The organism is Streptomyces sp. NBC_01176 (genome assembly GCF_045039825.1).
Taxonomy (GTDB): Bacteria; Actinomycetota; Actinomycetes; order Streptomycetales; family Streptomycetaceae; genus Streptomyces.
In genome coordinates this window covers 6,028,667-6,052,600 of the sequence record NZ_CP108600.1, presented here as the reverse complement: position 1 = coordinate 6,052,600, position 23,934 = coordinate 6,028,667, and the positions used below count along the sequence as shown (strand labels likewise).

The 23,934-nt window shown below is 71.0% G+C and carries 23 protein-coding genes; 5 read left to right on the top strand and 18 right to left on the bottom strand.

What is annotated here, in order from left to right; all coding sequences use genetic code 11:
* Nucleotides 1–124: 124 nt before the first annotated feature.
* From OG199_RS26125 to OG199_RS26065, 13 genes are all read right to left on the bottom strand, one after another.
* Complete coding sequence (locus tag OG199_RS26125; protein WP_405831530.1) at nucleotides 125–790, bottom strand: class F sortase; 666 nt, start codon at nucleotides 788–790, stop codon at nucleotides 125–127.
* Nucleotide 791: 1 nt separating this feature from the next.
* Entirely contained in the window at nucleotides 792–1,421 is a 630-nt protein-coding gene (locus OG199_RS26120) for a hypothetical protein (protein ID WP_405831528.1), read from the bottom strand.
* 110 nt (nucleotides 1,422–1,531) lie between these two features.
* A complete protein-coding gene (locus tag OG199_RS26115) occupies nucleotides 1,532–2,311 on the bottom strand; it encodes an HAD-IIA family hydrolase (protein ID WP_351716562.1) in 780 nt (259 codons plus the stop codon).
* A gap of 111 nt (nucleotides 2,312–2,422) precedes the next feature.
* Nucleotides 2,423–3,904 carry an alkaline phosphatase family protein gene (locus tag OG199_RS26110; protein ID WP_405834670.1) on the bottom strand — a complete coding sequence of 494 codons (1,482 nt, stop codon included), beginning with the start codon at nucleotides 3,902–3,904 and terminating at the stop codon, nucleotides 2,423–2,425.
* Between the two features lie 129 nt (nucleotides 3,905–4,033).
* The gene (locus OG199_RS26105) at nucleotides 4,034–5,116 is read right to left on the bottom strand and encodes a 2-aminoethylphosphonate ABC transporter substrate-binding protein (RefSeq protein ID WP_356798579.1); all 1,083 of its coding nucleotides are present in this window, start codon (nucleotides 5,114–5,116) and stop codon (nucleotides 4,034–4,036) included.
* 86 nt (nucleotides 5,117–5,202) lie between these two features.
* On the bottom strand, nucleotides 5,203–6,000 hold the full coding sequence (locus tag OG199_RS26100; protein WP_405831526.1) for an ABC transporter permease: 798 nt from the start codon (nucleotides 5,998–6,000) through the stop codon (nucleotides 5,203–5,205).
* Complete coding sequence (locus OG199_RS26095; RefSeq protein ID WP_405831524.1) at nucleotides 5,987–6,859, bottom strand: 2-aminoethylphosphonate ABC transporter permease subunit; 873 nt, start codon at nucleotides 6,857–6,859, stop codon at nucleotides 5,987–5,989. Before OG199_RS26095 ends, OG199_RS26100 begins: the two co-directional genes overlap by 14 nt.
* The gene (locus OG199_RS26090; RefSeq protein ID WP_405831523.1) at nucleotides 6,852–7,907 is read right to left on the bottom strand and encodes an ABC transporter ATP-binding protein; all 1,056 of its coding nucleotides are present in this window, start codon (nucleotides 7,905–7,907) and stop codon (nucleotides 6,852–6,854) included. Before OG199_RS26090 ends, OG199_RS26095 begins: the two co-directional genes overlap by 8 nt.
* Nucleotides 7,904–8,626, bottom strand: a complete 723-nt coding sequence (locus OG199_RS26085) for an HAD family hydrolase (RefSeq protein ID WP_405831521.1) — start codon at nucleotides 8,624–8,626, stop codon at nucleotides 7,904–7,906. Before OG199_RS26085 ends, OG199_RS26090 begins: the two co-directional genes overlap by 4 nt.
* Nucleotides 8,627–8,631: 5 nt before the next feature.
* A complete protein-coding gene (locus OG199_RS26080) occupies nucleotides 8,632–9,756 on the bottom strand; it encodes a TIGR03364 family FAD-dependent oxidoreductase (protein ID WP_351716568.1) in 1,125 nt (374 codons plus the stop codon).
* 143 nt (nucleotides 9,757–9,899) lie between these two features.
* The gene (locus OG199_RS26075) at nucleotides 9,900–10,658 is read right to left on the bottom strand and encodes a GntR family transcriptional regulator (RefSeq protein WP_356798569.1); all 759 of its coding nucleotides are present in this window, start codon (nucleotides 10,656–10,658) and stop codon (nucleotides 9,900–9,902) included.
* Nucleotides 10,659–10,876: 218 nt separating this feature from the next.
* On the bottom strand, nucleotides 10,877–11,935 hold the full coding sequence (locus OG199_RS26070; RefSeq protein ID WP_405831519.1) for a hypothetical protein: 1,059 nt from the start codon (nucleotides 11,933–11,935) through the stop codon (nucleotides 10,877–10,879).
* A 167-nt stretch (nucleotides 11,936–12,102) separates the two neighbouring features.
* Nucleotides 12,103–13,422 carry an ROK family transcriptional regulator gene (locus OG199_RS26065; protein ID WP_356798567.1) on the bottom strand — a complete coding sequence of 440 codons (1,320 nt, stop codon included), beginning with the start codon at nucleotides 13,420–13,422 and terminating at the stop codon, nucleotides 12,103–12,105.
* A 47-nt stretch (nucleotides 13,423–13,469) separates the two neighbouring features.
* On the opposite strand from OG199_RS26065, the gene OG199_RS26060 reads away from it, so the two are divergent.
* Nucleotides 13,470–14,585 (top strand): Gfo/Idh/MocA family oxidoreductase, encoded by a 1,116-nt coding sequence (locus OG199_RS26060; protein ID WP_356798565.1) that lies wholly within the window; start codon nucleotides 13,470–13,472, stop codon nucleotides 14,583–14,585.
* Nucleotides 14,582–15,046: a heme-degrading domain-containing protein gene (locus OG199_RS26055; protein WP_356798563.1), complete on the top strand. Its 465-nt coding sequence runs from the start codon at nucleotides 14,582–14,584 to the stop codon at nucleotides 15,044–15,046. Before OG199_RS26060 ends, OG199_RS26055 begins: the two co-directional genes overlap by 4 nt.
* Before the next feature lie 213 nt (nucleotides 15,047–15,259).
* Here OG199_RS26055 and OG199_RS26050 read toward each other — a convergent pair whose 3' ends face one another.
* The 4 genes from OG199_RS26050 to OG199_RS26035 all read right to left on the bottom strand — a co-directional run bounded on the left by OG199_RS26050 (nucleotide 15,260) and on the right by OG199_RS26035 (nucleotide 18,431).
* Entirely contained in the window at nucleotides 15,260–16,117 is an 858-nt protein-coding gene (locus OG199_RS26050; protein ID WP_356798561.1) for a fumarylacetoacetate hydrolase family protein, read from the bottom strand.
* 155 nt (nucleotides 16,118–16,272) lie between these two features.
* The gene (locus tag OG199_RS26045; RefSeq protein WP_405834668.1) at nucleotides 16,273–16,983 is read right to left on the bottom strand and encodes a YidC/Oxa1 family membrane protein insertase; all 711 of its coding nucleotides are present in this window, start codon (nucleotides 16,981–16,983) and stop codon (nucleotides 16,273–16,275) included.
* 130 nt (nucleotides 16,984–17,113) lie between these two features.
* Nucleotides 17,114–17,455, bottom strand: a complete 342-nt coding sequence (locus tag OG199_RS26040; RefSeq protein WP_405831516.1) for a DUF6412 domain-containing protein — start codon at nucleotides 17,453–17,455, stop codon at nucleotides 17,114–17,116.
* Between the two features lie 172 nt (nucleotides 17,456–17,627).
* Nucleotides 17,628–18,431, bottom strand: coding sequence for a class E sortase (locus OG199_RS26035; protein WP_356798557.1), 804 nt, complete (start codon nucleotides 18,429–18,431; stop codon nucleotides 17,628–17,630).
* Nucleotides 18,432–18,754: 323 nt separating this feature from the next.
* Here OG199_RS26035 and OG199_RS26030 point away from each other — a divergent pair, with 323 nt between their 5' ends.
* From OG199_RS26030 to OG199_RS26020, 3 genes are all read left to right on the top strand, one after another.
* Nucleotides 18,755–20,230: a beta-1,6-galactanase gene (locus OG199_RS26030; RefSeq protein ID WP_405831514.1), complete on the top strand. Its 1,476-nt coding sequence runs from the start codon at nucleotides 18,755–18,757 to the stop codon at nucleotides 20,228–20,230.
* 144 nt (nucleotides 20,231–20,374) lie between these two features.
* Nucleotides 20,375–21,391, top strand: coding sequence for an SEC-C domain-containing protein (locus OG199_RS26025; protein ID WP_405831512.1), 1,017 nt, complete (start codon nucleotides 20,375–20,377; stop codon nucleotides 21,389–21,391).
* Nucleotides 21,392–21,777: 386 nt separating this feature from the next.
* Entirely contained in the window at nucleotides 21,778–22,911 is a 1,134-nt protein-coding gene (locus OG199_RS26020; protein ID WP_405831510.1) for a hypothetical protein, read from the top strand.
* Nucleotides 22,912–22,919: 8 nt separating this feature from the next.
* On the opposite strand, the gene OG199_RS26015 is transcribed toward OG199_RS26020, so the two are convergent.
* On the bottom strand, nucleotides 22,920–23,765 hold the full coding sequence (locus tag OG199_RS26015) for a DUF6602 domain-containing protein (protein ID WP_405831509.1): 846 nt from the start codon (nucleotides 23,763–23,765) through the stop codon (nucleotides 22,920–22,922).
* Nucleotides 23,766–23,934: the final 169 nt, after the last annotated feature.

Here is a 23,934-nt window from a genome sequence, read left to right as displayed (position 1 = left end):
CTCCCGCAGCCCGTGCGCGCGCGGTCGAGGACCAGTCCGGTCGGCGGCCCCGGGGGGAGCGGGCCGCCGGCCGGGCCAGGTGCGCGGGGACCCCTGGGGCTCCGCCTGCGGGGTCCCCTCGGATTCAGAGGCCCTTTCCGGTGAGGTACGCGGACACGACCACGTTCGCGGTGTACGTACGGCGGGTCCGGTCGAAGGTGCCGCCGCAGGTGACGAGCCGCAGCTCGGCCCGCCCCGACTGCCGTGGCCCGTAGGCCTGTTGCGCGTCGAAGTGATCGCGCGGGAAGACCGCGACGTCGTCCACGGTGAACTCGGCGACCGTCCCGTCGTCGCGCATCACCCGGACCGTCTGGCCCGGCCGCATCGCGCTCAGCTTGTAGAAGACCGCGGGCCGGGTCTCGGTGTCGACGTGCCCCACGAACAGTGCGGTCCCGGCCGACCCCGGCTGCACTCCGGCGGCGTACCAGCCGACCACGCCGGGCTGCTCGTAGGGCGGCGGATCGATGGCGCCCTGGGTGTCGAGCCCGCGGGCCACGACCGGCGCCCGCACCCCCATGGACGGAATGTCGACGCGCTGGGGTCGTGCCCTGCCGAGCGGCTTCAGCGGGGGAGGCATCCGGACCTCCGGCGGCCGTCCCACCGCCGCGATGTCTCCGGTGGTCGGCGCCGACATCCCCAGCCGGACGTCGGTCACCTCCCGGCCCCACACCCACAGTCCGAGCAGCAGCAGCGCCCAGGCGACACCCGTCAGCAGCCGCCCCGCACCCGAGGAACGCTCCCTGTCCGGCATGTCACTCGGAGGTGTCTCGGCCGCGGCGGGCGCTGCGCAGCGCCACGGCCACCGCGGCGACGCCCGCGAGGACGAGACCGATCACCGCCTGCCGGGTCCCGGGACCGGTCTCCCGCGCGTCCACGGCCACCGTGTGGGTGCCGCTCCCGTCGGCGTGCGCGGTGCCGCCGCCACCCGCGTGCACCGGGGCGACGGGCGAGGCGGGGGCCGCGAGCGACTCCGGAGCGGACAGCGTGGAGAGCGGATCCGCCTGCCCGGTGACGGTCAAGGTGCCCTTGACCTGCCGCTGGCCCTGCCCGCCCTCGCAGCCGACCGTGACGTCATAGGTACCGGGCGACAGCGAGGTGCGGACCCGGGTCTCGCCGGTGAGCACCCCGCCCGAACCCGTGAGCCGCGCGTCCGAGACGAACGCGGTGGACGCGGCGGTGCCGGTGCTTCCCGCGCAGCCCTGCGCCCGCAGCCGGATGTCACTGCCGGCCGCGGGGGCCGCGGGTGTCACCGAGACGGCCGCCGCGTCACTCCGGGGAGCGGTCGGGTACGCGGCGGGGGTCAGCGCGGCCACGTACGCGGTGGGAGTCAGTGCGGCCGCGGCGACCGCACCCGCACAGAGAGTGAGTTTCCATGAACCCATCGTGAACCTCCAGATATCTGGAGACTCCCCCCGCGGACCGCCCGGCGCATCCGCTGACGCCCGCGACTGCTCCGGACGGGTTACAAATGGTTTAGGGGTGTGGTCACCCGTCAGATCCGGTCGACGAGGTCCGCGATCGAGTCGACGATCCTGGAGGGCCGGAACGGGTACTTCTCGATCTCGTCGCGCGTGGTGAGACCGGTCAGGACCAGGTAGGTCTCCATCCCCGCCTCCAGTCCGGCCAGCACGTCGGTGTCCATGCGGTCGCCGATCATCGCGCTGGTCTCGGAGTGCGCCCCGATGGCGTTCAGGCCCGTCCGCATCATCAGCGGGTTCGGCTTGCCCGCGAAGTACGGCTGCTTTCCGGTCGCCTTGGTGATCAGCGCGGCGACGGCGCCGGTCGCGGGCAGCGGGCCCTCGGTGGACGGGCCGGTCTCGTCGGGGTTGGTCGCGATGAACCGGGCGCCGCCCTTGATCAGCCGGACCGCCTGGGTCATGGCCTCGAAGGAGTAGGTGCGGGTCTCGCCGAGGACCACGTAGTCCGGCTCGTGGTCGGTCAGGACGTACCCGATGTCGTGCAGCGCGGTGGTCAGACCCGCCTCGCCGATGACGTAGGCGGTGCCGCCGGGGCGCTGGGCGTCCAGGAACTTGGCGGTGGCGAGGGCGGAGGTCCAGATGTTCTCCACCGGGACGTCCAGACCCATGCGGCGGAGCCGGGCGTGCAGGTCACGGGCGGTGTAGATGGAGTTGTTCGTGAGCACCAGGAACGGCTTCCCGGACTCCCGCAGCCTTTTGATGAAGGCGTCGGCGCCGGGGATCGGCACACCCTCGTGGATGAGCACACCGTCCATGTCGGTGAGCCACGACTCGATGGGCTTGCGCTCTGACATCTGCTGGATCTCCTGCCGTCCTGGCGTTCGTACGCACTGGATCCGGGGGCGCCGGAACGACGCTGTGCCGACGCCCCCCAGCCTAGTCAGGGCCGTACGGTCCCGACCTGGTCAGGCCTGTTCGATCCGCACCCCGTCGATCACCCAGTACCAGTTGTTGCCGCCGGTGTAGCGGAACCGGACGCGGGCCGTCCGCGCACCGGCCGGGACCTGGAGGGTGAGCGTCTCCGTGCGGGAGGGCACATCGGCGGTGTACGTCTTCACCGGGACCGGCGCGGCGTCGTCGTAGGAGACGAGCACCTCACCCTTCTGCGGCGCCTCCTGACGGTAGTACGTGGTGTACGTCAGCGTGGCCGTACGGCCGCCGGTGACCGGGTGGGCCGGGCTGATCAGGGTGGAGTCGAAGGTGCCCGAGACGCTCTTGTCGTTCCACTCGTCGCCGTCGGCGACCGCGAAGACGTCGCGGGCCCGGACGTTGGACTCGCGCTCCTGGTCGACCTGGGCCGCGGTCCAGAACTCGTCCGTGGTGAAGGACCAGCCGCGCCACTCCGTGACGCCGCCCGTGCCCATCGCGGCGTTGTCGACCGACCAGCCGGCGGGCGGGGTGTGCGTGAAGCCCAGGATGCCGGCGCCGATGCCGGTCTCGTCGACGCGCGTCCCCAACCGGGCGCGCAGCGCGTCGAAGTCGTCGGCCACCGGCTGCTGGAGAGGCCGTCCGTCCAGGCCCCACGCCGGGTCGATCGCGATGCCCAGGTGGGCGAGGGCGGAGGCCGCGACGTCGGGCATCTTGACGTCGTAGCGCACCGATCCGGCCGCTGTCCCGGTCCCGGTCGCGATCATGAAGGTCTGTCGCTCGGGCCGGCTGGAGCCGCCGTGGCCGCCCGCGTCGGTGTGTCCGTGGTCGGCGGTGATCATGATCAGCCAGTCCTCGTTCGGGTACGAGGCACGGCCCTTGACCGCGGCGACCAGCTGTCCGACCTGGGTGTCGACGCCATGGATGGCGTCCAGGTACTGGGAGCTGGCGGCGCCGTAGCTGTGGCCGGCGTGGTCGACGTTGTCGAGCTGGACGAAGACCGCGTCCGGGTTGGCGCCGCGCAGCGTCGCCACCGCGCGTGAGGTGGTACCGGTGTCGTACTCGGCGCTGGGGGTGGACACCCGGGTGTCCACCTTCGACGAGAAGACCGTGTCGGTGATCGGCGCCCAGGACGAGACGGCGTACGTGCTCAGGGACGGCTTCGCGGTCTCGATCCGGGTGAGGAAGTCCGGGTACTGCGCGAACCTGTGACCGGTGAAGGCGTTGTCCTTGACGTTGTGCTTGTCGGGCCAGACGCCGGTGATGATCGTGGACCAGCCGGGGCCGGACAGGGTGGGCGCGAAGGGGTTGGCGTAGATGCTGCTGGGCGCGGTGAGGCCCGCGGCCATCAGGGCGTCGAGGTTCGGGGCGTCGGCGTCCTTGATCCGGTTCAGCAGGGTGCCGTCCAGACCGATGACCAGGACCTTGGGCGTCCTGGCGGCGGCGCGGGCGAGGGCGGAGAGTGGCCCGGCGGAGGCCGCGAGGGCGGCCGCCGAGACGAGCAGCGAGCGACGGGACATGCGTGACGACACGTGGTCCTCCGTTGAGGGACGGTGCAGGGCACGAATGAGACGTGGAGCGCGAGAAGAGAACGAGAAGGGTGAAGCGGTGAGGACGGGTGAGGCCTCGGGCCGAAGGGCGGGCGGGCGTCAGCTGCCCGTGGCCGACTTCCAGTCCTCGACGTACGAGGTGAGGTTCTTGTCGATGTCGGACCAGTCCGGCTGGAAGACCTCGACCCCGTCCATGAGCTTGGTCAGGGCGATGGCGTTGGCGTCGGTGGCCTTGACGTCGCCCCGTGCGGAGAAGCCGCCGCCGATCTCGCTGACCTGCTGCTGCGCCTTGGCGGAGAGCATGAAGTCGAGGAGCCTGCGGCCGTTCTCCGTGTGCGGGGCCTTGGTGACGAGGCCCGCGGCGTACGGGAGCGCGAAGGTGGTCGGCTTCCCGGCGGCGTCGGCGGCCTTGTCGGTGGCCTGCGGGAACCAGATGCCGAGGTTCGGCATGTCCTTGGACTGCGCGTAGTTCATCTGGACGTCGCCGTTGGCGACCAGCAGTTCGCCCTTGTCGACCTTGGGGGCGAGCTTGCCGGTGGAGGCGGACGGGCCGACGTTGTTGGACTGGAGCTTCTTCAGGTAGGCGAGCGCCGCTTCCTTGCCGCCGAAGTCGTGGATCGCCTTGATGAGCACGGCGGTTCCGTCGCCGGCGACACCCGGGGTGGAGTACTGGAGCTTGTTCTTGTACGTCGCGTCGAGCAGTTCGTCCCAGTGGGTGGGCGCCTGCTTCAGCTCCTTCTTGTTGTAGACGAAGCCGAAGTAGTTGTTGACGACGGAGGTCCAGGTGCCGTCGGCGGCCTTGTCGGCTCCGTCGACCCGGTCGGAGCCCTTCGGGGCGTACTTCTGCAGCAGCCCCTTGCCGTCGGCCTGCTGGATGAACGGGGGGAGGGTGACGAGGACGTCGGCCTGCGGGTTGGTCTTCTCGCGCACGGCGCGCTGGACCACCTCGCCCGAGCCGCCCTCCACGTACTTGACCTTGATCCCGGTCTGCTTCTCGAAGTCCTTGAAGACCTGGTCGTACCAGCCGTCGCCGTTCTCGCCCTTGAGACCGTCGGCGCTGTAGACGGTGACGACCTTGGCGTCGGAGGCGGCGGAGTCGCCACCGCAGGCGGTGAGGGTGGAGGCGAGGGCGAGACCGCCGACGACGGCGGCGAGCGACTTGAGGAAGGTGTTTCTGGGCATGACGAGATGAACTCCTTGCGTGGTGGCGTGAGTCGGTGGGTCGGTGGATCAGTGGGGCGGCGGGGCGCCGGTGGCTCGGTGACGGGTCAGCGGTAGGTCGCCCTGGTGCGGATCCGGGAGACGGCGAACAGGACGATCACGGTGGCGGTCATGAGGACCACGGCGAGCGCGGAGCCGGTGAAGAGGGCGCCGCGGTCCGTGGCGGCGTAGATCTGGACGGGAAGCGGTGTCCAGTCCGGCGGGTAGAGCATCATGGTGGCGCTCAACTCGCCCATGGACAGGGCGAAGCAGAGGCCCGCCGCGGCGGTCAGCGAGGGCAGCAGCAGCGGCAGCCGCACCCGCCACAGCACGTACGAGGGCCGGGCGCCGAGTGAGGCGGCGGCCTGTTCGTACGCCGGGTCGAGACGCACGATGGCGGCCGACACCGACTGATGGGCGAACGCCGTGACAAGAACGGCGTGCGCGAGGATGACGATCCACCGGGTGCCGTTGAGCAGCACCGGCGGCTTGGAGAAGGCGACGAGGATCGCCAGGCCGACGACGACCGAGGGCACGGCGACCGGCAGCATGAACAGCGCGTCGAGGACGCGGGCGCCCCGTTTCCTGAGGGCGTGCGCGGCGAGCGCCGCCCAGGTGCCGACCAGCAGCGCGAGGACGCTCGCGGTGAGCGCCGTGACCAGGCTGGTGGTCAGGGCCTGGAGCGACTCGCCGCGGGTGGCGGCCGTGTAGTGCCCGGTCGTGAAGCCGGACGGGAAGACGCTCGACCAGTTGGTGGCGAACGACGCAGCCAGGACGACGAGGAGCGGCAGGGCGAACAGGGGCAGGAAGAGCAGGAAGAACACGGCCCAGGTGGCCCACCTCCCCCTGCGGCTATGCACCAGCACGACGGCTCACCACCCGGTACAGGCCGTAGAGGCCCACGGAGATCAGGACGTTGACGACAGCGACGACACAGGCGCCCGGGTAGTCGGACTCCAGGATGGCCTTGCTGTAGACGAGCATCGGCAGGGTCGTGACGCCCTTCGCCCCGGTGAACAGGACGATCCCGAACTCGTTGAGACACAGCACCAGGACGAGGCTGCCGCCGGCCGCGAGCGCGGGCAGCGCCTCGGGCAGGATCACCTGCCGCACGATCCGCGCGGGCCGCGCCCCCAGCGAGGACGCCACCTCCAGCTGGGCGGTCTCGATGCCCGAGAACGCGGCGAGCAGGGGTCGCATCACGAACGGGGTGAAGTACGTGATCTCGGCGAGCAGCACGCCCCACAGAGTGGTGAGGAACTGGAACGGCCCCTCGGCGGCACCGGTCGCGTCCGTCCACAGTCCGTTGGCGATGCCCACGCTGCCGTAGAGGAACAGCAGGGCGAGCGTGATGAGGAAGGACGGGAAGGACAGGAAGACGTCGATGAACCGGGCGACGGCCTTCCCGCCGGGGAACGGGACGAACGCGATGACCAGGGCGAGCGCGAACCCGAGGACGAGACACCCGGCCGTCGAGCCGACCGCCAGCCACACGGTGGTGCCGAGCGCGTCCCGGAAGGCGGTGGAGGCGAACACGTCGCCGTACGCCTGCGCCGAGGTGCCGCCCGTGTCCGGCTGGAAGGACTGCTGGACGACGAGGGCGAGGGGGTAGAGGAAGACGAGGCCGAGGACGGCGACGGGCGGCAGGGCCCAGGCCCACGGCGGTATCCGCCGGCGGGACCCGGCGGGCGCCGCCGTGGGGGCGGCGGCCACGGCGCTAGCCATCCGCGGTCACCCCCGCCGACAGCAGTACGGCGTCGTCGGGCGCGAAGTGCAGCGTCACCGGGTCGCCGTGGACGGGGGGTTCGCGCAGCTCGCGGAGGTCCGCCATCACCCGGTGGCCCGCGACGTCGACGTACAGCCGGTGGGTGGATCCGCGCCACTGGACCTCGCTGACGGTCCCGGCGACCTGGTTGGGTCCGGGCCCGAGGCCGACGAGGTGGGGCCGTACGCACAGGGTCGCCGAGGCGCCGGGCGCGGCGTCCGCGGTGTCGACCTTCAGCTCGGTCCCGGCGAGGGAGACCGTCCCGGATCCGACGGTCACGGGCAACAGGTTGGCGTTGCCCACGAAGGACGCCGTGAACGCGGTCCGCGGTGTCCGGTACAGCTCCTGCGGGGTCCCGCAGTCGCGCAGCCGCGCCCTGTCCATGACCGCGATCCGGTCGGCCAGGGTGAGCGCCTCGACCTGGTCGTGGGTGACGTACAGGATCGACACGTCCGGCAACTCGCGGTGCAGCCGGGCGAGTTCGGCGAGCATTCCGGAGCGCAGCTGCGCGTCGAGGGCGGACAGCGGCTCGTCGAGCAGGAGCACGCCGGGCCGGATGGCGAGCGCCCGCGCGATGGCGACGCGCTGCTGCTGTCCGCCGGACAGCTCCCGGGGGTGGCGCCGGGCGTAGGCCGCCATCCCGGTCATCTCCAGAGCCTCGGCGACCCGCCCGCGGATCTCGTTCCGGGCGACCTTCTGCGCCCTGAGCCCGAAGGCGACGTTGTCCTCGACGCGCAGGTGCGGGAAGAGCGCGTACTGCTGCACCACCATGCCGATGCCACGCCGGTGGGGCGGCAGGTCGGTCACGTCCCGGTCGCCGATGAACACCCGCCCGGCTGCGGGCCGTACGAATCCGGCGACGGCCCGCAGCGCGGTGGTCTTCCCGGATCCGGAGGGCCCGAGCAGCGCCATGACCTCGCCGGGTTCGACGGTCAGGTCGAGGGCGTCGAGGACCGTGGTGCCGTCATAGGCGACGGACACCCGGTCGAAGCGGATACCGCTGGTCATCGCCCGTCCCCGCCGGCCCGGTCGGATCCGAGGAGCAGGGCGGGCAGTTCGGCCACGGAGCCGAGCACGTGCCCGGCTCCCGCGGCGCGCAGTGCCGGGTCGTCGTGCGCCCCGGTCAGCACGCCGGCGACCAGGCCGGCCCCGGCGCGTACCCCGCTGAGCATGTCGTACGAGGTGTCGCCGACGACCGCGATCTGCTGCACACCCTCGGCGGCCCCGGTCCGCAGGAAGGCCTCCAGGACCATGTCGGGGTACGGCCGTCCCCGGCCGCCCGCGTCCGCCGGGCACAGCGTGAGCGCCACCAGGTCCCGCCAGCCCAGGGCGTCGAGGATCGCGTCCTGGGTGACGCGGGCGAACCCGGTGCTCAGTACGACGGTCCGGCCGGACTCGGTGAGCGCCTCGATCGCCTCGCGCGCTCCGGCGATCGGCGCGATGCGCCCGCCGTCGACGAGTTCCCCGTAGGCCTTCTCGAAGGCGGAGTTGGCCCGCTGGGCGAGGGGTTCCTCGCCGAACAGGTGCCGGAAGACGGAGATCTTGGACTCGCCCATGGTGGCCCGGACGTAGTCCAGCTTCTCGGCATGGTCCGCGGATCCGGGCTCGACGCCCAGTTCCCCGGCGGCCACGGCGAACGCCCGCTCCACCAGGCCGCCGTCGGCGACGGTGGTGCCGGCCATGTCGAGGACGACGAGCCGTGTGTCCGTGGTCACTTCCCTCACCATCTCTTTCACCATCCCAGTTCGTTGGCAGTGGTCTCGGCGATCGCCGGTGAACAGGTCATTCCGCGCCCGCCGGGCCCGGTGACCAGCCACACCCCGTCCCGCACCCGCTGCCGGTGCACGACCCGGCTGGTGTCCGTGCACTGCGCGTACACCCCGGCCCAGCGGCGCCGGATCTTCGGCAGCGGGCGTCCGAGGAAGGACTCGACGACCTCGGTGAGGTGGTCGTAGGGGTCTTCGAGGGTGTCGAAGGCGAAGGGGTGTTCGTACTCGTGGGTGTCGCCGATGGTCAGTCCGCCGTCCGCGCGCTGCACCATGAGCAGTTGCATCCGGTGCTCGGCGGCGGTCGGGGCCTGGGGCTGGAGCGTGTTGAGCTCGTCGAGGGCGGGGCTCCGGTAGGCGGGGTAGTACCGGAAGCTGTCGGCGTCGGCGACCGAGGTCGTGAGCGGCTCGCCGAGCGGGTCGGTCTGCATCATCTGCAGCCGTACGCGCCGCACGGGCAGCTCGGGACCGGCCAGCTCCCGGACGAGGCCGCCGAGCCAGGCGCCCGTGCACAGCACGACGACGTCACCGGTGTGCACGTCCCCGTGGTCGTCGCGCACGGCGTGCTCGCCGATCACGTCCCGGACCTCGCGACCCGGCAGGAAGGTGTAGTCCGGGGACCGCAGCAGCTCTTCACGCAGGGCGAGCTGGGCGGTGCGGGGTTCGACGGCCGCGTCGCGCTCGCAGTACAGGGCGGCGTCGAACGTCCCCCGCAGGGCCGGGTTCACCGCGCGCGCCTCGTCGGGCGTGAACAGCTTGTAGCCGCGGGCGGCGGCGTCCGTACGGGCCAGGGCGGCCTCGGCGACGGCGAGCTCGCGCTCTCCCCGCAGGGGGGTCAGCGAACCGTTGGCCCGGAAGCCGAGGCCGGGCACGCGTGCGCCGATCGACTCCCACAGTTCTCGCGCCCGCAGGGCGGTCTCGAGTTCCTCTCCTCCGGCGCGACCACTCACCCAGATCTGCCCGAAGTTGCGCAGCGAGGCCCCGCGGGCCTCCGCCTCACGCTCGATCTGGACGACCTCGTGGCCGCGCTCCACTGCGTGCCAGGCATGCAGGGTGCCCACCACTCCGGCTCCGACAACTATCACTCTCACGACGGCAACGCTCCTCGGTACGGGGGAATCGGAAGGGTCCGGACTGCAACCAGATGGTGAACTGCCCATCACGTTTGGGCTAGACCCGTTATCGTCTCGTTATAAAAAGGGGCGGGCCGGAGCCCGCCCGAACATGGCTCGAATCATCCCCCCAGGTGGGCCGTGAAGGAGAAGCGGTCCCCCCGGTACAGCGTCCGCACCCGCTCCAGCGGCCGCCGCCGGGTGTCCCGCGAGACACGGTGGATCAGGATCATCGGGAGGGCCGGCGGCGTGCCGATGAGCAGTGCCTCGCGCGGGGTGGCCAGCACGGTCTCGATGCGTTCGTCCGCGTCGCCGAACGCGATCCCGAGCCGGTCGTGGAGGTACGCGTAGAAGGACGAGTCCGGCGTGAAGTCGCGGTCGAGGTGCGGTACGCGCGCCACCGCGACATAGGTGCTCTCCAGCCCGACCCGCTCGTCGTCCGCGAGCAGCACACGCTCCATGTGCCAGACGGGCTCGCCGCGGGTGAGCCCGGCCTCCGCCGCGAGGGTCTCGGAGCAGGGGAAACGATCGAGGCTGATCAGCGTACGGCCGGGGGTGCGCCCCTGCCGCCGGACGCCCTCGGTGTAGCTCGCGAGGGAGAGCGGCTGCTCCAGTTTCGGCCCCGCGACGACCGTCCCGCGCCCCTGCCGCCGCAGCTTCCCTTCGAGCAGCAGCTCGCGCAGGGCCTGGCGTACGGTCTCGCGGGCGACCTCGTACTGTTCGGCGAGGTCCCGCTCGGTCGGCAGGAGGCCGCCTTCGCCCAACTCCTCGATCAGCAGGGCGATGTGCGCCTTCACCGCGTAGTACTTGGGGATGCGGCCGTGCTCCGGGATGCCGGAGCGGACGGGGGCGCCGGGGGCCTGGTCGTTCGGGTAGTCCACGGGTGGGATGGTCGCAGATGGGACGCGCGGCCGTGCCCGCGGGAGGGCTCAGCGGCGATCGGGCCAGGCCCGGAGGAAGCGCTCAGCGGCGTCCGGACCGGGACCGGAGTGAGGACTCAGCGGCGATCGGGCCGGGCCCGGAGGAAGCGCTCAGCGGCGTCCGGACCGGGACCGGAGTGAGGGCTCAGCGGCGATCGGGCCAGGCCCGGAGGAAGCGCTCAGCGGCGTCCGGACCGCGCTCGGCGGGCCACGACGAACAGGGCGACGCCGGTCGCGAACAGGCCGATGACGCCCGCCGCGCCGAACCCGTGCGGCGTGCCGGGCCCGGTCTCGGCGAGCTCGTCCGCGGCGGAGAATCCACCCGTACCCCCGTCGCCGCCCGTGCCCCCGTCGCCGCCGGTGCCACCGGTGCCGCCGCCGCTGTCACCACCACCGGACCCGCCCCCGCCCCCGTCCCCGCCGGTGGCGGAATCGGTACCGGCACTGGCACCCGTACCGGCACTGGCATCGCCGGTCCCGCCGCTGCCGCCGCCCTGGTCGGGGGTGGTATCGCCCCCTCCGTCGCCACCGCCGCTCCCCCCTCCTCCGGTGCCGCCGCTGTCGCCCCCGCCGGTGGCGCCGCCATCGGTGCGGCCGTGGTTCTCCGCGGTCCCGGGCACGTCGGGGTCACCGCCGGCGATCCGGAACCGGTAGTCGTTGGACTCCCCCACCCAGTCCCCGTCGTCGCCGTGCCGCTGGACCACCGCCGCGTTGGCGACGACGTCGTTCGGCACCGCGTCCGAGGTCACGGAGAGCCGGACCTTCACGGTGACCGTCCGGCCCGGCCCCACCGTGAACCCCGGGAACCCGTCGTCGAACGCCCCCACGTTCTCGTCCTCGTCGCTCTTCTCGAACACGACCGGGTGCGGCTTCTCTCCCTCGTAGAACTCCAGCCGCGCCTGCTTGGGCTGCAACGCCCGCTTGCCGTCCACCAGCACGACGACCGGATGGATGTTGCCGCAGGTGTGCGCCGTGGTGTTGGTCAGGTCGATGTACCAGGTCCCGAAGCCGCCACCGGCCTCGAAGGTGCCGGGCCCCCCGTGGATCCGGGTCTTGACGGGGAAGGCGCGGGTGTCGGAGGCGACACAGGTGGGACGGGAGTCCGCCGGGACGACGAGCGCGTGCGCGGGGGCGGGCGCGAGAACCAGGGCGAGGGCGAGGACGGGCGCGGCGGCGGTCGGGGCGAGCGGGAGGGGGTGGGGGTTCAGGACGAGCGGGAGGGACGGGCGCGGTCGCATGAAAGGCCTTTGCCGATCGAGGACGGTGGGGACCAGGAGCGTCAGGCGGTAACGGGCAACGGCACGCGAGACCCTGCCACTCCCGCCCGGCGGCCTCGCGCCGCCACGCCCGCCCGTGGCCCCGATCGGCCGCGGAAGTCCCCTCGAACAGCGGACCGCGGCGCCTCTCAGCCCTCTCCCCGGCCGAACAGCGGGGCCAGCAACAGCTGCGCCGCCCCCTCCGCCACCCCGCGCGCCCCACCGGGAGCGACCCGCACCGGAACCGTGTCCGTGCCCTCCCGCCGGGCCCGCTCCCCCAGCACCGCACCGACCCCGCGCACGAAGGCCTCCTGATGAGCCGCGACCGTACGGCCGCCGAGCAGCACCAGATCGATGTCCAGCAGCCCGACCAGATTCGCGGCCCCGGCGCCCAGCACCCGGGCCGCCTCGTCCACGGCGCCGCGTCCCACCGCCGCAAGGCACAGCGCCTCGACGCAGCCGCGGTTGCCGCAGTCGCACAGGGGGCCGTCCAGCTGAATGACCTGGTGCCCGAATTCCCCCGCCCCGGTCCGGGCGCCCCGGTGCACGGCCCCGCCGAACACGAGCCCGGCGCCGAGCCCCGTACCGAGATGCAGATAGGCGAACGCGGCCTCCCCACCCGCGTGCACACCCCCGCCGTCCCGGCCGCCCTCGCCTCCGTCGCCCCGCGCTCGGGGACGGTCGCCGGCGTGGTCCCCGGCACGGTCGCCGGCTCCGTGACGGTGACTGTGACTGTGGCTGTCGCCGTCACCGAACCCGAACCCGGCACCCGGTCCGAGCCCCGGTTCACTCCCCGGCGCGCACCCGCCCACCGCCAGCCCCAGCGCGGCCGCGTTGGTGTCCTTGTCCACCACCACCGGCACCCCGAGCCGCCCCGCCAGCGCGTCCCGCAGCGGGAACCCGTCCCACTCCGGAAACCCCGTGACCCGGTGCAGCACCCCCCGCGCGTGGTCGAGCGGTCCGGGCAGCGCGACGCCCACCCCGAGGACGGACACCCCGGCTTCCCCGATCAGCGCCTCGACCTCGCGCGCCGCCCCTTCGACGACGGCCCCCGCCCCGGCCCCCAGACCGAGCGGCACCCTCCGCTCGGCGACCACCGTGCCCGCGAGATCGCAGAGCACCGCCGTCAGCTCGTCCCGGTCGAGGTGCAGCCCGACCGCGTGCCCGGCCTCGGGGACGAGCCGCAGCACGGTACGCGGCTTGCCGCCCGTCGAGGCCCGCTGTCCCGCCTCCGCCGCCAGCCCGTCCGCCCGCAGCCGGGCGGTGATCTTGCTGACGGCCTGCGGGGTCAGCCCGGTGCGCTCGGCGAGTTCGAGACGGCTGATGCCCCTCGTGCCCGCCGTCCGCAGCAGGTCGAGCACGAGCGCCCCGTTGTGACTGCGCAGGGCGAGCAGATTCGCCCCCGCCCCCTCGAGCCGCCCCGGCAGGCTCGCTCCCGACTCCGCGCTGGTCCTGTTCACGTACGCCATTGTCCCCCGCGCTTGCACTTTGGCAACAGCGTTGCCAAAGTGGAGTCATGACAGGAAGCACGACTGACACAGGTCCTGAAGCAGGTTCCGCCCCCGGCGCCCCCCTCCGCGTGGCCCTCATCGGCTACGGGCTCGCGGGCTCCGTCTTCCACGCCCCGCTGATCGCCGCGACCGAGGGCCTGGCCCTGGACACGATCGTCACCTCGAACCCGGAGCGGCAGGAGCAGGCCCGCGCCGAGTTCCCCCAGGTGCGCTTCGCCGCCACCCCCGACGACCTCTGGGCACGCGCCGACGAGCTGGACCTGGTCGTCATCGCCTCTCCGAACAAGACCCACGTCCCGCTCGCGACCGCCGCCCTCGAGGCGAACCTCCCGGTCGTCGTCGACAAGCCGCTCGCCGGCACGGCGGCCGAGGCCCGGGAGCTCGCGGCTCTGGCCGACGAGCGCGGCCTCCTCCTCTCGGTCTTCCAGAACCGCCGCTGGGACAACGACTTCCTGACCCTCCGCAAGCTGCTCGACGAGGGCGAGCTCGGCGACGTATGGCGCTTCGAGTCCCGTTTCGAGCGCTGGCGTCCGCAGCCCAAGGGTGGCTGGCGCGAGTCCGGCGACCCGGCAGAGATCGGAGGTCTCCTCTACGACCTCGGCAGCCATGTCGTCGACCAGGCGCTCGTCCTCTTCGGCCCCGCCGCGTCGGTGTACGCCGAGGCGGTCGTCCGTCGTGACGGCGCCGCGACGGACGACGACACCTTCATCGCGATCACGCACACGAGCGGTGTCCGCTCCCACCTCTACGTATCCGCGACCACCGCGCAGCTAGGCCCGCGCTTCCGCGTCCTCGGCTCGAGGGCCGGTTACGTGAAGTACGGCCTCGACCCGCAGGAGGCGCAGCTGCGCGAGGGCGGGCGGCCCGGCACGACGGCCGAGTGGGGTGTCGAGCCCGAGTCCCTGTGGGGCCGCGTGGGTTCCGGCGAGTCCCCGCTCACCGGAGGCGGCCGGCCCGAGCCCACGCTCCCGGGCGCGTATCCCGCGTACTACGCGGCGGTGGCGGCCGCTCTGCGCGACGGCGGACCGAACCCGGTCACCGCGCTGGAGGCGGCGGCAGCGCTCCACGTGCTGGAGGCGGCGCACCGCTCGGCCCGCGAGAACACGGTGGTGGCCCTGTGAGCGCCCCGGACATCGCGGAACTGGAGGAGCAGGAGCGCCGGCTGGTGCTTCCCCGGTTCACCCACGACGACGCGTGGACGCTGGGCACGCTGCTCGTCGAGCTCGCGCGTGAGCGCCGTGCCCCTGTCGCCGTCGACATCCGGCGGGGCGGCCAGCAGCTCTTCCACGCGGCGCTGCCCGGCTCGACGCCGGACAACGACGCCTGGATCGACCGCAAGCGCCGGGTCGTCGAGCGCTACGGCTGCTCCTCGCTCCTGGTCGGCACCCGCTTCCGCGCCAAGGGCACGACCTTCGAGGAGTCCTCACGCCTCGACCCCGACACGTACGCGGCCCACGGCGGCGCGTTCCCGGTCACGGTCGAGGGCGCGGGCGTGATCGGCACCGTGGTGGTCTCGGGCCTGCCCCAACTGGACGACCACGCGATGGTGGTGGAGGCCTTGACCCACTTCCTGACCCCCTGACATGGGAGCCCGTGCCCCACGTCCGGGGCACGGGCTCTTCCGGTCAGGGGAACACACCCCACGGGAAGCCCACACGAACGCGCCTTCAGGAGCGCGGGGCGCCTTCAGGGGCGCGGGGAACTGCGCGCCCAGCCCCTACCCGCCCGCAGCTGACCCACCACCCGCAGCTCCCCGCACCCCGCCCACCTCACCTCACCTCACCCGGCGGAGCCCCTACGCCTTGCCGAAGACCTGCCGCTGCCGCCCCAGACCCTCGATCTCCAGCTCCACGACATCCCCCGCCCGCAGATACGGCTTGGGCTCCGGCTGCCCCAGCGCCACCCCCGCCGGCGTACCGGTGTTGATGACGTCACCCGGGTACAGGGTCATGAACTGGCTCACGTAGCGGACCACTTCGGCGACCGGAAAGATCTGCTCGGCCGTCGTGCCGTCCTGCTTGAGCTCGCCGTTGACCCACAGCCTCAGCGCCAGGTCCTGCGGATCCGGGACCTCGTCCGCGGTCACCAGCCACGGCCCCAGCGGGTTGAACGTCTCGCAGTTCTTGCCCTTGTCCCAGGTGCCCCCGCGCTCGATCTGGAACTCGCGCTCGGAGACGTCGTGCGCGACCGCGTACCCGGCGACGTGCGCGAGCGCCTCCTCGTGGGACGCCAGATAGCGGGCGGTACGTCCGATCACCACCGCCAGCTCCACCTCCCAGTCGGTCTTGACCGACCCGCGCGGCACGAGCACGGTGTCGTGCGGCCCGACCACCGTGTCCGCCGCCTTGAAGAAGATCACCGGCTCGGCGGGCGGCTCCGCGCCGGTCTCCCGGGCGTGGTCGTGGTAGTTCAGGCCGATGCAGACGACCTTGCCGATACGGGCGAGCGGCGGCCCGACCCGCAGCCCCGCCGCGTCCAGCACGGGCAGCTCCCCCGACTCGGCGGCCGTACGGATCCGGCCGAGCGCCGCGTCGTCGGCGAGCAACGGCCCGTCGATGTCCGGGACGACACCCGACAGGTCCCGGAGGGTTCCCTCGGTGTCGAGCAGCGCGGGCCGCTCCGATCCCGCCGTACCGACTCGCAGCAGCTTCATGATCACAATCTCCCTCGATCGCGGGCAGCCTCCCATGGGTGCAGCCATCGGAGGACTGGTCGATCCTCCAAGCTGCACGTCCAGTCCGCAAGACCCCGTTCACGGACTGGACCGCCCGCCACCGTACGTCACCCCGGCCCGACCGGCCCGCGCCCTCAGGGGTACAGCACCGCCCGCTCCACCGCGCTCCACGTCGTACTGGTCACGACGTACAGCGCGGCGGCCAGCGGCACCCACGCCACGGTGAGGAGCGTGACGTAGGAGAGGAACGGCATGACCGCGCCGACCGCGCCGAGCCCGGGGACCTGCTGCTCCCCGCCGGTCTCCGGCGCCGCGGCGGCCGTCGTCCGCTTCGTACGCCGGTAGTTGAAGGTCGCCACCGCGGCGACCACCGCGAACAGACCGAGGTAGACGAGCCCCTGGGCCCCGAACACCCCGCCGTCGCCGAGCGCGTCCCCGTACCGGTGGCCGAGTGGCGCGCCGAACAGCCGGTGGTTCAGCAGCCCGTTGGGTCCGCCGCCGATCGTCGTGCTGGAGAACAGGTGGTAGAGGAGGAAGAAGGCCGGTATCTGCAGCAGACCGGGCAGGCACCCGGCCAGCGGCGACACCTTCTCCCGCGCGTGCAGTTCCAGCAGTGCCTTCTGGTACCGCTCCGGGTTGCCGCCGTGCTTCTCGCGCAGCTCGGCGACCCGCGGGCGCAGCGCGGTGCGCGCCCGCTGCCCGCGTGCCGACGCCCGGGACAGGGGGTGCACGAGCAGTCGTACGAGCGCGGTGATCACGACGATCGCGGCGGCGGCCGCCGAGGCGTGGAACAGCGGCTCCAGCAGGTCGGCGACCTGCTGGACCAGAGTGGCGAAAGCGGACATGAGTGTGGACATGGAGGAGCCCTCCGAGGGTCTCGTCGTGCCGGAGTCGAAGCAGCTGTCGGCATGACGACCCGCGTGAGCCACGGCGGTCGCACGGAAGGTGCGGAGCGTACGGAAGGGGGGCCGTGGCCTACGCGGTGGTCGCCGGGAGGGCGGTTCCTGGTGCCCGGGGACGGCTGCGTCCGGCCGCGTCGGGATCACGCTGCGGCAGGAAGGCCGTACGGTGCTCGCGGTCACGGAGGGCCGTACGGACTCTCGTGCGCGGGACGACGGGGGCGCAGCGCGCGGCGAGTACGGCGCAGACCGCGAGGGCGGAGCCGACCGCCGTGGTGGCGGCGAAGGCGACCGCGACGGCGGCCGAGAGGCCACCGGCGTCGAGCAGGACGACCTCGGCCAGGAAGAGGAGGACGAGGGGCCGGGGATGGGGGAACGACGCGACGGCGGAGCGCACGGTCGCCCGGCGACGGATCATCGGCCACTCCCCCTCTCGCGCGTCCTCAGGTCCCGCCGGGTCGGGATCGGGTCCGGGCCCGGCACCTCTTCGACGTCCGGGAGGGGCACGATGGTTCCGCGGGCGGGGCGTTCACGTTCCCGGTGGCGGCGCTTCTCCGGGACGCCCGGGTCCCACGGGGAGTTGACAGTGCTCACCGGGGCTTCATGGACCGCAGCTTCCCCCACACCACCAGGCGGTACGTGGAGGTGTACTCGGGGGTGCAGGTGGTGAGGGTGAGGTAGTACCCCGGCTCGCTGTAGCCGTAGGACGGCCGGACGCTGCTGCGCGGCACCGGGTCGATGACACCGCCGTCCCGCGCGGAGGTCCGCGGCAGCGTCCTGTCGACCACGTAGGTGAAGACGGCGGCCGCGGTCTCGACGCGGACGGTGTCCCCGGGCCGCAGCCGGTTGATGTACCGGAACGGCTCCCCGTGGGTGTTCCGGTGCCCGGCGAGCGCGAAGTTCCCGGCCTGGCCCGGCTGTTGGGAACCCCTGTAGTGACCGACGTACCCCTTGTTGAGGACGTCCCGCTTGCTGACGCCCTCGGCGACGGGGACCCGGAGGCCGAGACGGGGGACGGTGAGGACGGCGTACGCCTGGGACCAGCGAGGCGCGGCGGCAGAGGTGCCGGCGGACCCGGCCCGCCGTTCGCGCTCCGGGGCCCCGGCGCTCCCGTCCCCGCCTCCGGTCTCCGTCTCCGCCGCACCGGCCCCTTCGGCTCCCTCGGAGGGACCGGCCTGCCCCGGCGTCCCGGGTGCGCCCCACTCCCGTTCCAACGCCCGCACCTCGCGATCGGCGTGGTGCTGGGCCTGCCGGTTGGTCCACCACAGCTGGTGGACGACGAGGAGCAGGAGGACGACACCGACGGTGACGAGAAGTTCGCCGCCGGTCCACAGGACGCGTCGGCGCAGGGCACGCCGGCGCAGAGTGCTGTGCCGCACCACGGGAACCCGCACGCGCACCCCTCTTCTGCCGGTTCGCCTCCCCGGCCCGCAGACCTCAGCCCGGTCCGCCCGTCGCCCGCGCCCGCGGCCGCACCGGGGCCCGCACCGGGGCCCGCACGATAGGGCGTACCCCCTCAAGTCACCAGTCCTGTACGCCCCTTCCCGTCCGAGCCGCTTCGTACAGCCGTTTTAGAAAGGGGTGTCGCAACCCTCGACAACCCCACGCGCCACATCCGATGCTTCCTGAGGGCACCGGCGGGACCGGTGTCATCGACCGGACAGGCCGACGCCGCGGGGACGCGCGGCGGTTGAGCGGTACGGAAAGGTGGAGAGCCGTGATCCGACGCAGAACACTGCTGGCCGCAGCGGGCGGTACGGTCCTCGGTGGCGCTCTGGCGACAGGAACCGCGCACGCCGACGCGACCATCGCCGTCAACCCCAGTGCCACGTACGGGACATGGGACGGCTGGGGCACCTCGCTCGCATGGTGGGCCAATGTGTTCGGGGCCCGGGACGACTTCGCGGACCTCTTCTTCACCACCAGGTCGGTCACCTACAACGGCGCCGCGCTGCCGGGCCTCGGTCTGAACATCGCCCGCTACAACCTCGGCGCGTGCAGCTGGAACAGCGTGGGCGGCGAGACCATGGCCGCCTCCGCCGGCATCCCCGCGTACAAGCAGATCGAGGGCTACTGGCAGGACTGGAACAACGAGGACCCGACCTCGTCGGCCTGGAAGTGGACGGCGGACGCCACCCAGCGCGCCGCCCTCACCAGGGCGACCGCGCGCGGCGCGACGAGCGAGCTGTTCGCCAACTCCCCGATGTGGTGGATGTGCCTGAACCACAACCCGTCGGGCGCGTCCGGCGGCGGCAACAACCTCCAGTCCTGGAACTACCGCCAGCACGCCTCGCACCTGGCCGCGGTGGCCCTGTACGCCCGGAACAACTGGGGTGTGGACTTCTCGACGGTGGAGGCCTTCAACGAGCCGTCCTCCAACTGGTGGACGGCCACCGGCACCCAGGAGGGCTGCCATGTGGACGCCTCCGTCCAGTCCGCCGTCCTGCCCCACCTGCGCAGCGAACTCGACCGGCGCGGCCTCACGGGCACCAGGATCTCGGCGTCCGACGAGACGAGCTACGACCTGGCGCGTACGACCTGGAACTCCTTCGGCCCGACGACGAAGGCACTGGTCGACCGCGTCAACGTGCACGGCTACCAGGGGTCGGGCGGCCGCCGTGACCTCCTCTACACGGACGCCGTGACCACCGGGGGCAAGGCCCTGTGGAACTCCGAGTACGGCGACGGCGACGGCACCGGCCTCACCCTGGCGAGCAACCTCCTCCTGGACTTCCGCTGGCTGCACCCGACCGCCTGGGTCTACTGGCAGGTCATGGACCCGACGGCGGGCTGGGGCATGATCAAGTACGACGCGAGCACCCTCACGGCCGGCGCGGTCGAGACGAAGCTCTATGTGATGGCCCAGTTCAGCCGCCACATCCGCCCCGGGATGACGATCGTGGACACGGGCGTGGACTACGCGGTGGCGGCGTACGACGCCACCGCGAAGCGCCTGGTGATCGTCGCGGCGAACAAGTCCACGTCCGCCCAGACCCTGACCTTCGACCTCACCCGCTTCACCACCGTGACCGGCTCCGCGGGCGGCCTGGTCCCCCGCTGGAACACCGTCACCGGCGGTGGCGGCGACCTCTACACCGCGCACGCGGACACGCGTCTGAACAGAAAGTCACTGAGCGTGCCGTTCGCGGCGGGGGCGGTGCAGACACTGCAGGTCGACGGCGTGGTGGCCTGAGCCGGGCGCGCGAGCGGGCGCCCGCCGGGGAGGGGCGCCCGGCCCTGTCCTCCCGTGCCCCGAGACGGTTACCGGCCGCCCGCGCTCACCCTCTGGCCAGCGGATCTCTCCATTTCGTAAGACGACGGCAGTACGGTGTCACCCATGCGCCCCGACACGCCTGCCGAGAACGTCGACCACACCGCCGAAGCCGCACGCCTGGAGCGGACCGCCGGCCTCTATCCCGAGGACGCCGAACACCTGCTCCTGCAGGCCGCGGCCCACCTCGAACTGGCCGGCGACCGCCCCGGCGCCAGCGCACTCTACGACCGTCTCCTGTCCTCCCCGACGCCCCTGGAGCGCCCCCACCTGGTCCGCGCCCTGAAGGCGTCGAACCTGTGGGAGTACGGTCACGAGGCGGAAGCGCGCGCGATCATCGACGGAGTGCGCGCCGCGTCCCCGCGCGACCCCGCCCCCTGGGTGATCGTGGCCGAGGCACTTGAGTCGCACGACGAGCTGGAGGCGGCGCAGGAGACGTTCACGGAGGGCGCGACGCTGCTCCTGACGGACGTGACGGACCCGCCGTACGCCACCCGCCCCATCCTCTTCGGCCGCCACCGCGTCCGCCGCATGCTGGGCGTCACCCACGACGACTGGGACGCCCTCGCGGACACCCTCCACTCGTCCCCGGTCTCCCTCGACGAACTCCACGACCCCAAGCGCGTGTGGTCGCTCGGCTCGGAGAACCCGGCGGAGCTCCAGGCGGAGATCAGCCGCCTCCGCGCGGAACTGGGCGCCCACCGGGAGGCCCTCTCCCGCCCGTTCCCGGTCGCGGTCCTGCACTGGCCCGCCGACGAACTGACGGAACTCCTGGCCGCGTATCCGTCCCTCGCCGCGGAGTACCCGTCGCACGAGGAACACCTGGCGACGATAGAGGCGTCCCTGCGCGAACTGTCCGCCTCCGGCACCCCCAACCTGGGCATCGTCACCGGCACGGTCCCGTCCTACGAGGCCTTCTCCGCCTCGGAGGCCTCGTCCCCGTCCGACACGACGCTGCTCCCCCAGTACGCGACCACCCTGGCAGCCCGCGGCCGCGCAACGGCCTGGCCGCCTCAGCGGGGGGTTGTGTGCTGGTGTGGGTCGGGGCGGGGGTATGGGGAGTGTCACGGGGCGTCCAACTAACCGAAGGAACGCCCGTGCTCTGGCCCTGGCCTGTCGGCCGGGGCCCCGTAGGTCGCTTCCGCCGGACACCCTCGCAGAGACCGGCCGCCTCGTACGACGCCCGTCGGTGACGGGGCAGCCACCGGCCGGATGAGCCCGGGGTTTGTCATGGCCGGCGCGTACGGAAGCCATCCCCCTGTGCATCGGGGTCGCGCTCGCTTGCCGCCGTACCCGAAGGCCGGCCGACCCCCACGCAGCGCCCGGTCAGCCGGATACCCAACAGGGGGTCCGGACAGGTCGCAAACCGCGACTCGTACTGACGTCTGTGGGCCTTCCTCAAACTCTTCTGCTAACTCGCCACGTCCCACAACTCGGTTGTCTACAACGGCAGTTGTTAGAGTCATGACATGGCGACAGAAAAAGACACGATTGTTCCCGGAAACGTGCGTACGCGCGCAGAGATCAGACAGGTCTTCGGGGGGAGCTCACAGGGCGGCATATGCCCCGCCGTCGAAGAACGAAGCGTCAACCTCTACTCGGACCCTGCAGTGGGGGAGGTCAACGGCTACTACGACGGCTGGTTAGCAGAGGAAGACAGCCTCGGGCCCATATTCGAGTACACAGGGGCTGGGAAGTCTGGCAATCAGACGTTCACTGGGGTCGCCGGCTCAGGCAACCGCGCCATCCTGCTTCACGTCGAGCAAGGTCGAGCGCTGCGCGTTTTCACGCAGGTCGGCCAAGTTCCTCATAGTGGCACCAAGACGCATGAGTATCTCGGCGAATTCACTCTGGACGCTCTGGAACCTTACGTGTGGCGCAGGGTGCACGGCGAAGACAAGAAGGAACGCAATGTCATTGTCTTTCGTCTGCGACCAGATGGAGAAGTCCAGCACTCGCCACATAACGTCATCCCAGCCGCAGAAGAGACGATGGGGGAAATCGTCCCCTTCGAGATAGTTACTGCAGCATCACTTCAAAGCGACCCTGCGACGACTGGCGTACTGCCCTCCCTACAGAACCAGAGAAGTAAAAGAAGTAGCTCCAAGGCCTTGCGGCAGGCAGCCGAAAATGCAGCTACTAGCGGCAGCCTTGTTGTTTCAGAAACCTTCAACAAGAGGATGAGCGTTCGCTCGTCCACCGCAGCCCATATCGCCGTGCACCGTAAGGCCGAGCTCACCCGCACTTACGTGGCCTACCTTAAATCCATTGGGCGCAAGACTGGTGCATTCCAGATCAAGGTCAAGGGGCTCACATCCACGTTGCGGACAGATCTCTATGACGCAACAGGGCACGTACTCTATGAAGCCAAAGGATCTCCAAGCCGCGAGGACGTGAGGATGGCTTTAGGGAAGATTCTCGACTACAGCCGCTACGTGCGGACCGAGGAACACCAAGAACCGCCCAAACGGGTCATCCTCCTCCCCGCAAAGCCCGATCTGGATATGTTTGACCTCTGCGAATCCTACGGAGTTGAAATAGTTTACATGGCGGAAAACGGTAGCTTCATTGGAGAATCGGTACCAGACGAGTCAGCTTTCTAAATTTCCACTTACGGACCTTCCAATATCCTGGGGGGCGTACCCGCGGGAGTCATGCGCCATCGGCGTGAAATGCTGCCGAGGCGAGTGGCTCCCGCATACGGTATGAGATCGAGCGGGTGCATCCAAGCATCCGAGAAGTGAATGTTCAAGTGGAGGGCGAGGGCCAGCAAGATGTCTTGAGTAGGATCTGCATCTATCTGTGCGAGCAGCGATCCTGGCTGAGGCGAACGCTCAAGAAGTTGAGTTTCAGGATTCTGCCATTGCAATTGCCCCTTACCAAGGATCCACACACTGTCCGGCCAATCCGATGGAGGCCTAGTCTGGCACCAGTTCATGAGATGGCCCCCGATGGTCTCCAACTTAAGACTGTCGAAGGCGACGATGATTCCTGAAGTGGGAAAAAAGTCGTAGATTTTTCCGTGAGCGACGGTTTTCCGCGGGATAAGGCCGGGCGTCGGGCGGAAGGAATTCTTCGACATGCGCCGCAGCTTGCTAATTTTGTTGCACGCGTCTAAGAGTTGATCCTTGTCTAGCTTGGTCTTTACTTCAACGACCCCATACACACACTCATTGGGAAGTATTCGATATCCGCTCAGCGTGGTGAAAGGCGGAGTCCCTCGATCTGCGAGGACGATGTCGCATTGCGGAGACGTCTCGCCTGATGCGGTGACGATCTCGGCGTTGTGTACCGTTTTCACATGAGATGGCAGATAGCTGGCGAGAAAATCCCGTACGAGCGCTTCCCGAGAAGTACCGGCTTCACCGTTATGACCGAAGTTTCTTGACTGCTCGAAATCTGCATGCATTCGCCGGGCTACCGAACGCAGGATATTTCCGAGTTTCACTTGAGACATGAAATGATTCTAAGGCAACACGGCATAGTTGGCACGTATCAGCATCGTCTTTAGGAGTGCCAGCGGGCCCATTACCTTCCCCCGGCCAGCTAGCGCCACCCCTCACGACCGCCGCTTGACGGCTTCACCGCATCGGATGTCTGATCACTGAGGGGCGCGGCCCCCATGC